Origin of the sequence: Caulobacter segnis ATCC 21756 (assembly GCF_000092285.1) — a bacterium.
Lineage (GTDB): Bacteria > Pseudomonadota > Alphaproteobacteria > Caulobacterales > Caulobacteraceae > Caulobacter > Caulobacter segnis.
Genome location: NC_014100.1, coordinates 1,950,409 through 1,962,746 on the forward strand (window position 1 = coordinate 1,950,409; position 12,338 = coordinate 1,962,746).

The following is a 12,338-nucleotide window of genomic DNA, read 5'->3' on the forward strand; positions in this document are numbered from 1 at the left end:
GTCTCCGCCGTTGATGCTGTGGCGAGACAGCGGGCAGGGACGCGCGACCGCCCGCGCGGAGTGGTCCGGTCGCGGCGCTCATGCGACCTGACCGGACACCCCGCCGGAGGACGTTATCTGTCGGGGCAGGTCTCCTGGCTCACGGGTCACGGCTTCCGGTCCGGCCTTCCCAACGCCCGAGGACGTCAGTGACACGAGATGGACCTTCGGCTCGCCGCTTACAGTTGCGGGGGCAGCGCCGGCGTCGCACCGGCTTCCCTCTTAGCTCCACGCCCTCCGAAGAGGATGGGGAGAACCACGACAACCCTATCAAACGACCATCCACTAACGGTGTCAATGGGACATAAGGATATCTTTATGTGTTTAAGCGCCGCGTGCGGAGCCGTGTTTTCGGAGCTGTCTTAGAAACTGCTCCTGACGCTGCGCCGCCGGTTACGACTGCGGGTGCGCGAACGCTCAACAGACGGGCGTAGACCGTGTCGAGTGAAAAACGACGAGCGCGGCCGAACATCTAGACAGCCAAATGTGGATGATTGATCATCCAACTTGGCAAATCTGTTTTCGGTCGTCCTCCATGGATCCCCTCAGCGACATTATTACCCTGCTTCGCCCGAGCTCGATCGTCTCCAAGCCGATCACTGGGCGGGGGCGCTGGGGCGTGCGTTACGCGGCCCATGATATGCCCGGCTATACGATCATTCTGAAGGGGCGCTGCTGGATCGCTTTCGAGGGCCAAGCACCGATGGCTCTGGAGGAAGGCGACTTCCTTCTGCTCCCGTCGACCCCGGCGTTCGTCCTGGGCAGCCATCCCGACGTCGACGGCCCGTCGCGCGATCCAAGCGATGCGCCGGTGCGGCACGGCGACCAAGAGGGCGAAGCGCAGTTCGAGTCACTGGGCGGCGCCTTCCGGATCGAGCGGGCGAACGCCCCACTACTGCTCGCCCTAATGCCCCGCATGATCCACATTCCCGCGTCCGAGGGGCGGACGGCCAGGCTTGGGACCCTCATTGGGCTGATTGTGCAGGAATGCGCCCGCGAGGATCCGGGCAAGGACATGATCCTGCAGCGGCTGCTGGAGGTCCTGTTGGTCGAGGCGCTGCGCTGGCGCCCCGTGGCCGGAGATGACGCGCGGACCGGCTTGCTTCGTGGCATGCGCGATCCGGCCTTGGCGCGAGTCCTGAGCGCCATGCACTCGGACGTGCGGGCGCACTGGACGGTCGCGGGGTTGGCCAAGGTGGCCGGCCTTTCGCGATCGGCTTTCGCCGCGCGGTTCGGCGAAGCGCTGGGCTGTGGCCCGATTGAATATCTGGCGCGGTGGCGCATGGCTCTGGCCAAGGACGCCCTGATCGGCGGGGCCAAGACCCTGGACCGGATCGCGGACGAGATCGGCTACGAATCCGCCAGCGCCTTCAGCACCGCTTTCCGCAAACGGTTGGGCTGCTCCCCCGGACGGTTTGCTCGCGCGGGCGACGCTGTCGCCGGCCGCTTCGATCCGGCGCAGCGCGAGCGCGCCGTCGGAGCCTTGGCGCACTATATTGGATGATTGGAAATGAAATTTGGACATTTGATTATCGATAGTCCTCCGCCGTGACCGTATTGAGGGATCACTGAAACTCTTGGAGATCCCCTATGCCGACCGTCCTGATCACCGGCGCATCCTCAGGCTACGGCCTCGAGACGGCCCGCCACTTCCTGGCCAAGGGCTGGAACGTCATTGCGACGATGCGCAATCCCAGAACCGACACCCTGCCGCGCTCGGAGGCCCTGCGGATCCTCCCCCTGGATGTCACCGACCCCGGAAGCATCGCCGCCTGCGTCGAGGTCGCCGGCTCAGTCGACGTCCTGGTCAACAACGCCGGCATCGGGGTCGTCGGCGCCTTCGAGGCCACGCCAATGGACCACATCCGCAAGGTGTTCGACACGAACACCTTTGGCGTGATGGCCATGTGCCAAGCCCTCATCCCTCAGATGCGAGAGCGACGCTCCGGCGTCATTGTCAACGTCACCTCCAGCGTGACCCTGTCGGACATGCCTCTTGCCGCCGCCTACAAGGCCAGCAAGCAGGCGATCGAGGGTTTCTCAGAGTCTCTGGTCCACGAACTCGGCTATTTCGACGTGCGCGTAAAGCTGGTGGAGCCCGGTTACGCTCCGACCACGCGGTTCGCTCAGAACACCTCGATCAATCCGCTAGATCTGATTCCCGCGCCCTACGAGGCGTTCGCGGCGCCGATTTTCGAAGCGTTCGCCACGCCGCAGATGACGACGAAAGAGCGTGATGTCGCCGAAGCGATCTGGGTCGCGGCCAACGACGCTTCGGGCCGGATTCACTTTCCCGCGGGCGAGGACGCGGTCGATCTGGCCCGGCGGCGTACATTCGGCGGTTGAGCCGTAGGCGCCGCCGTCCGGTAGGCGCGCTTTCCTTCGAAAGTTCATCGAAGCCGACAATCTCGTCCCCGCCAGATCCAAGCCTGGTCGAGGCAGGCTGCGTGACCAATATGGTTGCTAGCCAGATAGCGCTTAGGGGGCTCTGGGAACAGACACGGAAACAACGCGATCGCTTTCGCTGCGATGGTCCGTGACGACCACACGATAGTCCGCGCCGCCTGGCGCAACGCGGACCACGATGTGCCCCTCGCGCGCGGTCAGGCGGTCGGTCAGCCAGTGGTGAGCCATCTCATTGGCCGGCGAGAGGCCGGTGGCGAAGACGTCGCGCGGACCGGGATAGAGCCTCTGGCTGAACATCCGTTCCAGCACGTCGCTGCTGGGATGGGCCACGTGCCAGGCGGGGATGATCCAGGTCCGCGGTTTCAGGGCGCGCACCACGTCGGCGCCGGTGGCGTCGAACATGCCGTGATGCGCGGCGACCGCCACGTCCACGGGACCGGCGGCCTGGGCGGCGGGCGTCTCGACGTCACGCCAGGGCAGGGTCCCGTCGAAGCTCTGGCTGGTCAGGTCGCCGGCCGCGAAATAGCCGAACGCGCCGTAGCGCAGCCGGATGGCGGCCGAGCAGGCGTTCTCGTCGGGGATGTCGGTGGCCGCCAGTGTGTCGATGGCCGGGAAGAGGCGGCGAGTGTCGCTTCCGTGTCCGGTCCAGACCTCGCCGTTGGCGGCAAGATTGCGGATTTCGGCGCCGGGGAGTTGAAGCTGGTCGGCCGCTCCGACCCGAAAACGCTCGATCTTGCCGCCGGCCTGGACCCGTTCATGAACGAAGGCGACATAGGCCTTCAGGAACGGCGCGTCCGATGGCCTTGGATAGGTATAGTCAGGCCAGGCGCGGTCGACCAGCTTGCCGATCGGCAGCGCCTTGGCGACATCGTACAGGCCGTCGATGTGGTCGGGGTGCAGGTGGCTGACCAGGAAGGCGTCCAGCTTTGGCGTTCCGGTCGCGGCGAGATGCCGTCGGGCATAGCGGCCAATCCACTCACCAGGACGGCGCTCGGCGCTGGGCCGGGCGTCCAGGCTGGCTGGCGTCGGCGTGGTCGAGGCGCCGGCGTCGATCATCAGGCTGGAGCCATCCGGTCCGATGATCAGTGTCGAGTCGCCTTTGCCGGTGGCGATGTGGTGGATGTCCAGGCCGCCGGGCCGCCACGGGCGTAGCGGCTGGCCGACGACATCTTCGCCAGCAGGAAGAGGGGCGGCCGCGCCCAGCGCCGCGGCGCCCAGCAGCAGCCCCCGCCGGGTCACGACCGCCGCCATCAGAACTTGGCCGACAGCATGACGCCGACCGTGCGCGGCTCGCCCAGATACTCGGCCAGCACACCTTGGGTGGACGGGGTCAGCAGGAAGTCGACATCGCCCAGGTTCTTGGCCCAGGCCGTCAGCATCCAGCGGCCATCCTGGCTCTCATAGCCCAGCGACAGGTTGGTCAGAGCGTAGCTGTCGATATGCAGGTTCGGGTCCTTGGTCGCGCCGGTGTAGTAGCTGTCGGTATAGGCCCAGCTGATCGCGCCGGTGACATAGCCCGCGCCGTCCAGCGGGACCCGGACGTCGGCGGCCAGCGAGCCCTTGTTGCGCGGCGACGAGCCCAGCGGATTGCCGGTGTTCACCGCGCCACCCGGAATGACGAAATCGTCGTAGACGGTGTCCAGCAGGCCGTAGTTGGCGCTGAGGTTCAGCCAGGGCAGGGGACGCCAGGCGATCTCGACCTCGGCGCCTTCGACCGTCGCCTGGCCGGCGTTGGTGATGGTCAGCACGCGGGTCAGGTTGTTGAAGAACAGCTCCTGCTTGTCCTTGTAGTCCATGTGGAAGACCGAGGCGTTGATCCGCAGGGTGTCGGCCAGCCACTGGGACTTCACGCCCAGCTCGTAGTTGGTGACGGTCTCGGGATCGAACGGCTTGGTCAGAGCCGTGATCACCGCCGCGTCGGTGTTGAAGCCGCCGGCCGTGTAGCCGCGCGTGACGCTGCCATAGACCTTGAAGTCCTCGCGCGGCGTCCAGCTGAGCACGGCGCGGGGCGTGACCTCGCTCCAGTCGGCCTTGAGGTCGCGGGCCATGAAGCTGCCGGTCGCCGGGCGAACGAAATCGGTGCGAACCAGCGAGGCGGTCTTCTCGTCATGGGTGTAGCGCGCGCCCAGGGTCAGGTCGAAGGCGGCCGGCAAGCGCAGCGTCCCGTCGACGAAGGCGGCGTAGCTTCTGGTCTTCACCGCCTGGTCGGTCAGGACGTCGGACAAGGCCACGCCCGAAACAGCGGCCAGGCCTCTGGTGCGCAGTTGGCGCTTGGCGTCCTCGTCCGCGAAATAGACGCCGGCCACCAGGTCGCCGCGCGACCATTTCGGGCTGGCCCAGCGGACTTCCTGCGAGAACAGGCCCACATCGTCGACGTCGCGGTTGACCGACTGGGTGTTGGTCCCGGTCAGAAAGCGATAGCTGGCGCCTGTGCCCGAATAGTCCTCGCCCGACTGCGACCCGCGATAGCCGGTGATGGCGGTGACTTGGCCGACGGGCGCGTTCCAGTAGATCCGCCCGGAGGCGCCCCACTGGTTCCGGGCGAAGCCCTGGTTGTAGCCCAGCTCGGAGGTGCGGCGGTCGCCATCCGAGCCGGCGGCCTTGGACGACAGAGTGCGGCCGCCATTGTGGTCCTCGGCATAATCGGCGCCCAGCAGCACCTCGACGTCGTCGCTGGCCTGCAGGCGGGCCTGGGCGCGCAGGCTCTTGCTGTCGAGGTCATCCTGCTCGCGGCCGGTCAAGCGGTCCTTCCCATAGCCCTCGTGCTGCTTCAGTGAGCCGGCCAGACGAAAGGCCAGGGTGTCGCCGACCGGGATGTCGACGCGGCCGTCGACCTGCTTCAGGTCATAGTCGCCCGCGCCGATACGGATCGCGCCCGATGCATCTCCATAGGCCGGCTTGCCGGTGTCCAGCACGATGGCGCCGCCGGTGACGTTGCGACCGAACAGCGTGCCTTGGGGGCCTTTCAGCACCTGCACCGAGTTGAGGCCATAGAGCTCGAAGGCGGCGGCGCTGTTGCGAGGGACGAAGAGGTCGTCGATGACCACGGCGACCGGCTTGTTGGCGCCGATCTGGGTGAAGGTGTTGGTCGCGCCGCGGATCGCGATGGTTGGGCTGGACTGGCTGAACGACGAGACCAGCAGTCCCGGTGTCAGGCGCGAGATGTCGCGCAGGCTTTCCAGGCGATAGGTTTCGACCGCGCGGCCGGAAAAGGCGGTCAGCGAGATCGGCACGCCTTGGGCGGCTTCCTCGCGCTTCTGGGCGGTGACGATGATGGTGTCCAGCGCGATGGGTTCCGGCTCGATAGCGGTGGCCTGCGTCGTGGCGCGACGCAGGACGATGACGCCGTTGCTGTCGGAGACGATCTCCAGGCCGGTTCCGTCGATCAGCTTTCGTAGGGCGGCGCGGGCGTCCATCGGGCCTTTGAGAGCCTGGGTGCGGACGCCTTCCAACCCGTCGGCCGGGGCTACGACCTGCAGGCCCGCCTGCCGCGCGAAGGCGGAGATGGCCGAGGCCACGCCCTGGGCGGGCACGTTGAAGGTCCGCTGCTGGGCTGCCGCCGGCATGGCGCAGGTCAGGAGAGCAAGAGCGGCCGCGCCGCCGGCCAGGGTTGTCTTCCGCATCATATGATCGCCCCGAAATTCGCCGGTCCCGCGCCGGCCTCATCGGGGTGGAGCCTCCATGTCGAAACTCCCGCCATGCCGCCCTCGAAAAAAGTTCAGCCGCGCGAGAGGCGCACGCCATCGGCTTCCGTCGTAGCCCTTAGACCCAGGCTCAGCGCCGCGGCCTTTGCAAAGCCGTCGGGATCGCTGGCCGAGAACAGGCCGGTCATCTTCAGCTTCGCCACGGCCGGGTCGTCGATGACGATGCGGCGATCGGAATAGCGGGCGAACTCGTCGGCGGCTTGGCCCAGGGTCAGGCCGTCCAGGTCGATCTGGCCCTGCCGCCAGGCCATGGCCCTATCCACAGCGGCCGAGCCGACCGTCGTGGGGACGAGCGCGCCGGCGGTCGCGACTTGCACGGCGTGCTCCGCGGAAAGGCGCACCGGCTTGCCCTCGGCCCCGCGCCAGACCTCGACGACGCCCTCGCGGACGATGACCCCGACCTGACCGTCGTCATGGGTGCGGACCGTGAAGCTGGTGCCGACCGCCCGCACGCGCACGTCGCCGGCCACCACCACGAACGGACGGGCTGGGTCCTTGGCCACATCGAACAGGGCCTCGCCACGCAGCAGGTCGACCCGCCGCATCTTCCCGTCGAAGGCGGCGCGGATGGTGGTGTCGGTGTTCAGAGTCACGGCCGAGCCGTCCTCAAGGGGCGCCGCGGCGGATGTCGCCCTTGGCCGTCGTCACCCGCCCCCTGAGGCTTAGCGCGGCATACCCGACGGCTCCCACCACCGAGGCGGCCGCCAGCAGACCCCCCGTGGCCAGCAGGCGGCGGCGGTCGGCGGCTTTCGCGGTGGGATGCGAGGCGGGCGCGAAATCGGCGCCCAGCCCGGCGGCGCGGTCCAGGTGAGCGTTGACGGCCAGAGCCTTGGCGTAGGCCCCGGCGCGACGCGGATCCTGCGCCGCCCAGGCCTCAAGGGCGGCCTGATCCTGATCCGACAGCGGCCCCCGGTCGACGCGCGCGGCCCAGGCGGCCGCGGCGGCGTCAATGTCGGCGCTGCTCTCTCGGATCGTGGTCAAGGTCACTCGGGTCCTGCTCGCTACGGTTCCTAGATGCCTGGAAGCGTCGGTTTCCGCCACGTCCCAATGCATTCATCAGCACGCCTATGCCTTTTCCGACGTGCTTCTCGACCGTGTTCTCGGAAACGCCCATGCGGCGCGCGACCTCGCGCTGCGACAGGCCATGCACCTTGCGCAAGGTGAAGGCCTCGCGACACTTGGCCGGCAGACCCGCGATCAGGCCGGCGATGCGCGAGAGTTCCTGGCGGTCGGCGGCCACGGTCTCGGGCGAGGGCTCGTCGCTGGGCGGCTCCAGGGCCTCGGCCTCGGCCAGGGCTTCGAAGGCGACGATGCGGCTGCGACGCAAGCTGCGCAGCACCACCGACTTGGCGACCTCGAACATGTAGGTGCGGCCGTTCAGGATGTGGTCGACGCTCTCCAGGGCCGCGAGGATCGCGTAGGTCTCTTGGACGATGTCGTCGACCTCGAGGCCCGCCAGCGGACGGCGAGCCAGCCAAGCGCGCAGGGCCGGCTCGTGCGGCAACGCGTTGCGCGCCAGCCAGATCGCCCGCTCATGTGTGGCTAAGGTCATAAGCCCAGTTTGCTAGCACCCCTTTATGACGGCCAGTCGTAAGCGCGGGTGACGACGATCCTCGGTTCCAAGCGCCGCGGATATCCGCAGCGTTCAGGCCAAAAGGTCGTCTTTAGGGCGGGAGGGCGTCGCTGGGGGCTCCGCCGCGCCGCTTCGTCGCCAAACTGACATCTCCGCCCGCTAGGGCAGGTCATAAGAGTCGGCGGCCTTTGTCGGCGAGGCGCAGTGCGATGGCTTGGCTACGCGACATCGACAAATGGTTCGCCGAGGCGGTGTTGCCGTTCGCGGCGAACTACCGCGCCTACGCGCGCAAGCTGACGCGCGACGCGGTCGAGGCCGAGGACCTCGTGCAGGAAGCCTACGCAAAGGTGCTGGGCGTTCCTGACTGGCGTGGGCTGGAGCGACCGGAGCGCTTTGTTCTGACCATCATTCGAAACCTGGCCTTCGAGCGCGTGCGACGAGCCAAGGTTATCGGCATTCGCCAGATCGGGGTGCTGGAGATGGAGACCCTCCCGGATCCCACGCCCGACGCCTACGCCGTCGCCAGCGCTCGCGAGGAACTACAGCGGGTGATCGAGGCGGTCGAGCGGCTGCCCGAACAGTGTCGGCGCGTGGTCATGCTGCGAAAAATGGAAGGGCTTTCGCCGGGCCAGATAGCGGTTCGGTTGAACTTGTCCATCTCTACGGTTGAAAAGCATCTGGCCAAGGGATTGGCCCTGCTCACCAAGGCGTTGGCGGCGGACGAAAGCCGAAGGATCGGAGTTAAGGCGAGTACATGGCGCAAGCGGGCGATCAAGACAGAGACGCGCTGATCGCCCAGGCTTCGGAGTGGCTGGCGCGTCTGGACGCCGGACGAGCGGATTCTCGGGAATTCGAAGCCTGGCGCGACGCCGATCCTCGCCGCGCGGCCGCCTTCGCCGAGGTCGCCGCCGCTTGGAGCCGGCTGGACACCCTGCGCGACGCGCCGTCTCGCGCCGAGCCGGCGATGACCCGGCGCGCTTGGATGGGCGGTGGTCTCGCCCTGGCGGCCGGGCTTTCGGGGGCCGCCTATCTGGGGCGCGATCAATGGCTGCGCGCCCGCACGGTCACCGGGGTGGGGGAGCGTCGCACGATGGCGCTTCCTGACGGCAGCTCTGTCGAACTGAACACCGACACCGAGGTGCTCTGGCGCTTTGGTCGTGACCGGCGGCGGTTGTGGCTGAGGCGCGGGGAGATTGCGCTGACGATCGCCCATGATGCGCTGCGGCCGTTCGAACTCTTCACGCCGACCGGGCTGGCCAACCTCGCGCCGGGTCAATTCAACGCGCGCCTGCGGTCGACGGGTTTGGACCTGATCGTGCTGGCCGGCCGGGCGGCGATCCGGACCGCGGCGGGCGAGACCCAGGCCGCCGTCGTCAGTGCTACTGACCCCCGCCAGACCCTAGCGGTCACCGCCACGGGCGTCGCCGTCGCGGCTGCGCCTGAAGACGAAGTCCAGAACGTCCAGGCGTGGCGTCGCGGTGAAATCGTTTTCGAGGGGCAACGCCTGTCCGACGCTGTCGAGGAGTACAACCGCTACCTCGTACGCAAGATGGTCATAGAAGACCCCAAGGTCGGAGCCCTGCGCCTGGGCGGCCGTTTCATGACCGGCAATCCCGAAAGCTTCCTCGACGCCTTGCGGACAACGTTCGGTCTACGGATCATCGACGACGGATCGTCACGAATTCTTCTCAAATCTCGATAGAGGTTTCTCGCGCTCCTTTCATCTTGCTCAGCGAGACGCCGGTTTTTTCGGCGACCGATATGGGGCGAAATATGATGATCAAGACTTGGACGCGCCACGGGGCGCCGCACCTTGGCGCCTGTCTGCTTCTGGCCACCTCGGCGCTTGTCGTCGTCGCGCCGGCGGCGGTCCACGCGCAGGCCGCCGCGCGGGTGGAATTCAAGATCCCGGCCGGCGATACGGCCCAGGCGCTGAACGCCTTCTCGCGCCAGGCTGGGGTGCAGATCCTCTTCCCCTACGACGTGGCGGCCAAGCATCGCACGGTGGGGCTGCAGGGCGTGTACAATCGCGAGGACGCGGTGCGGCGGCTGATCGCGGGTAGTGATCTGGAGGTCGCTTCGGCCAACGCCGAGGTCATCACCCTGCGCCAGCGGAGCGCCGGCCCTTTGGCCGCCGGCGCGGCCGCAGCTGAAGTCTCCACCGTCGAGGAGCTGATCGTCACGGCTCGCGCGGGTTCGGACGCCCGCACGCGCCTGTCGACCAGCTACGCCGTCACGACGATGAACGAGGAAACCCTGCGCCTGCGTTCGCCGATGGGCGTGGCCGACGCGCTGAAGTCGGTGCCCGGCTTCTGGGTCGAGGCCTCGGGCGGCGAGGCCAGCGCCAACATCCGCGCCCGCGGCATTCCGCAGGAAGGCTTCTCGGCCATCGCCCTGCAGGAGGATGGCGCGCCCGTGCAGCATGACGGCGGGCTGGGATATCTGAACGCCGACCAGTCGTTCCGCCTGGACGAGACGATCGAACGCATCGAGGTGGTGCGCGGCGGTCCCTCGTCGATCTTCGCGTCCTACGCGCCGGGCGGCACGGTCAACTTCATCACCCGCAAGGGCGAGACCCGCGAGGGGATCATCAAGGTCCAGGCCAGCGACTACGGCCTCAAGCGCGTCGACGCCTATGTCGGCGGGCCCATCGGCGATTGGCGCGCCAGCCTCGGCGGCTTCTGGCGCGACGACGACGGCATCCGCGATCCGGGCTTCACCGCCAACAAGGGCTACCAGGTCCGCGCCTCGATCGGTCGCGATTTCCAGCGCGGCAGCGTCGACTTCAACATCAAGCACCTGGACGACAACGTCATCCTGTTCGCCGGCGTGCCGTTGAAGTTCAACGCCGCGGGCGAGCCCAGCGCGGCGCCGGGCTTCGATCCGCTGACCGGCACCTTGGCGGGGCCGGAGACCGAGAAGCTGACCTTGCGCGGCCCCAAGGGGCCTTTCAACTGGGACCTCTCGCGCGGCACCGAGGTCAAGCTGACCCAGGCCACCGCCGTCCTGAAGTACGAGATCGCCGACGGCTGGCGTCTGCAGGAGACGCTTCGCTATCGGACGTCGGAGTCCAAGCGTATTGGCCTGTTCCCCAACACGCCGGTGCTGGGCTCGGCGCGGATCGCCCAGTATCGCGCGGCCCTGCTGGCGGCGACGCCGGGCGCGACCGACGTTCAGCTGCGTTACGCCACCAACCCCAGTGAGGTGTTCAGCACGACGGGCGCGGGCCAGAACGGCAATGGCCTCGTGCTCGACGGCTCGCTGCGTTACGTCTCCGTGCCGCTGGACGAGCTGATCAGCGACACGCGCCTGCTGCACAAGTTCGAGATCGGCGGCCAGACCCACGACGTGGCGGCCGGTGTCTACCACGCCCATGTCGAAGAAGCCTTCAACCGCTACTCGGCCAACGCCCTGCTGGACGTGCGCGACAACGCGCGACGCCTCGACCTAGTGGCCGTCGACGCGACCGGCAAGGTGCTCTCCAGCCTCACCGAGAACGGCGTCAGCCGCTACGGCGCGGAGTTCGCCAATGGCGATGGCAAGTCCAACACCACCGCGCTCTACCTGACCGACGAGTGGCAGGTGACGCCGGCCCTGCGCATCGACGCCGGCGTGCGCTGGGAAAAGGTGGAGTTCACAGGCCGCAGCGAGCGGACCGCGACGATCAATCTGGGCCTCTCGCCGACCCCGGCCGACGACACGGTGCTGGCGGGCTCGGGCGTCTACGACCGCTTCACCCGCAAGTTCGACCATACCGGCTGGACGCTAGGGGCCGACTATCGGCTGAGCCAGCACATGGGCCTGTTCGCCCGCTACACCTCGGCGTTCCGACTGCCGTCGCTGGGCGACTACATCACCAACGCGACCAACACCGCGCCGATCGTCCAGACGATGGATCTGACCGAGGCGGGCTACAAGCTGACCACCGGCAAGCTCGATCTTTACGCCACGGTGTTCCACACCGCCTATGACGCCCTGACCTTCGGCAGCCTGGTCTTCAACCCGACCACCGGCGCCTATGTGAACCAGACCAGTATCACCGACACCAAGACGCTGGGCCTGGAACTAGAGGGCACGATCCGCCCGCTCGACTGGTTCGACCTCGGCTTCAGCGCCACCGTCCAGAACCCCGAGTTCGGCGACTACAAGTTCGAAGAGAGTTGCGCGGTCTCGGCGTCGGACCCGACCTGCCAGATCAAGCCGCCGGCGGGAACCGCCAGCCGCACGCGCGACTTCACCGGCAACCGCCTGGTCCGCGTGCCCAAGACCGCGTTCCGCCTGACCCCCGGTGTCAACCTGATGGACCGTCGCCTGCGGATCGAAAGCAGCATCGAGCGCTATGGCGACCGCTTCTCGGACGCGGCCAACACCTCGCGCCTGCCGGCCTACACGTTGGTAAACGCCACGGTGCGGTTCAACGTCAACGACGCCCTGTCGATCTACGCGTACGGCACGAACCTGACCAACGAGCTGGGCCTGACCGAGGGCAATCCGCGCGCCGGGCAGATCATCAGCGGCGAAGCCGGGGCGCTCTACGGCGTCGGCCGGCCGGAGTTCGGCCGGGCCTTTAAGGCGGCGCTGCTCTTCCGCTTCTGATGCGCGCCACCTGAGCCTCT

Annotated in this window: 10 protein-coding genes and 1 riboswitch; of the genes, 5 read left to right on the forward strand and 5 right to left on the reverse strand. The window is 67.6% G+C overall.

Translation table 11 applies throughout. From position 1 onward, the window contains the following. Nucleotides 1-107: 107 nt before the first annotated feature. A riboswitch (cobalamin riboswitch) is annotated at nt 108-315 on the reverse strand. A 259-nt stretch (nt 316-574) separates the two neighbouring features. Together CSEG_RS09110 and CSEG_RS09115 are read left to right on the forward strand one after the other, a co-directional pair. Beyond that, on the forward strand, nt 575-1,543 hold the full coding sequence (locus CSEG_RS09110; protein WP_013078944.1) for an AraC family transcriptional regulator: 969 nt from the start codon (nt 575-577) through the stop codon (nt 1,541-1,543). A gap of 86 nt (nt 1,544-1,629) precedes the next feature. Beyond that, complete coding sequence (locus tag CSEG_RS09115) at nt 1,630-2,385, forward strand: SDR family oxidoreductase (protein WP_013078945.1); 756 nt, start codon at nt 1,630-1,632, stop codon at nt 2,383-2,385. 132 nt (nt 2,386-2,517) lie between these two features. Here CSEG_RS09115 and CSEG_RS09120 read toward each other — a convergent pair whose 3' ends face one another. The 5 genes from CSEG_RS09120 to CSEG_RS09135 all read right to left on the reverse strand — a co-directional run bounded on the left by CSEG_RS09120 (nt 2,518) and on the right by CSEG_RS09135 (nt 7,701). After that, the gene (locus CSEG_RS09120) at nt 2,518-3,696 is read right to left on the reverse strand and encodes a ComEC/Rec2 family competence protein (RefSeq protein ID WP_013078946.1); all 1,179 of its coding nucleotides are present in this window, start codon (nt 3,694-3,696) and stop codon (nt 2,518-2,520) included. Continuing rightward, on the reverse strand, nt 3,696-6,071 hold the full coding sequence (locus CSEG_RS09125; protein ID WP_106907134.1) for a TonB-dependent receptor domain-containing protein: 2,376 nt from the start codon (nt 6,069-6,071) through the stop codon (nt 3,696-3,698). Before CSEG_RS09125 ends, CSEG_RS09120 begins: the two co-directional genes overlap by 1 nt. A 92-nt stretch (nt 6,072-6,163) precedes the next feature. Then, on the reverse strand, nt 6,164-6,742 hold the full coding sequence (locus tag CSEG_RS21565; protein WP_053463741.1) for a FecR family protein: 579 nt from the start codon (nt 6,740-6,742) through the stop codon (nt 6,164-6,166). 13 nt (nt 6,743-6,755) lie between these two features. Continuing rightward, nucleotides 6,756-7,130 carry a DUF4880 domain-containing protein gene (locus CSEG_RS21570; RefSeq protein WP_167535121.1) on the reverse strand — a complete coding sequence of 125 codons (375 nt, stop codon included), beginning with the start codon at nt 7,128-7,130 and terminating at the stop codon, nt 6,756-6,758. Beyond that, entirely contained in the window at nt 7,096-7,701 is a 606-nt protein-coding gene (locus tag CSEG_RS09135) for an RNA polymerase sigma factor (RefSeq protein ID WP_013078948.1), read from the reverse strand. The genes CSEG_RS21570 and CSEG_RS09135 overlap by 35 nt, the downstream gene beginning before the upstream one ends. A gap of 230 nt (nt 7,702-7,931) precedes the next feature. On the opposite strand from CSEG_RS09135, the gene CSEG_RS09140 reads away from it, so the two are divergent. From CSEG_RS09140 to CSEG_RS09150, 3 genes are all read left to right on the forward strand, one after another. Next, nucleotides 7,932-8,513 carry an RNA polymerase sigma factor gene (locus CSEG_RS09140; RefSeq protein WP_013078949.1) on the forward strand — a complete coding sequence of 194 codons (582 nt, stop codon included), beginning with the start codon at nt 7,932-7,934 and terminating at the stop codon, nt 8,511-8,513. Next, nucleotides 8,477-9,424: a FecR family protein gene (locus CSEG_RS09145; RefSeq protein WP_013078950.1), complete on the forward strand. Its 948-nt coding sequence runs from the start codon at nt 8,477-8,479 to the stop codon at nt 9,422-9,424. Before CSEG_RS09140 ends, CSEG_RS09145 begins: the two co-directional genes overlap by 37 nt. A 71-nt stretch (nt 9,425-9,495) precedes the next feature. Continuing rightward, nucleotides 9,496-12,318, forward strand: coding sequence for a TonB-dependent receptor domain-containing protein (locus CSEG_RS09150; protein WP_227878903.1), 2,823 nt, complete (start codon nt 9,496-9,498; stop codon nt 12,316-12,318). Nucleotides 12,319-12,338: the final 20 nt, after the last annotated feature.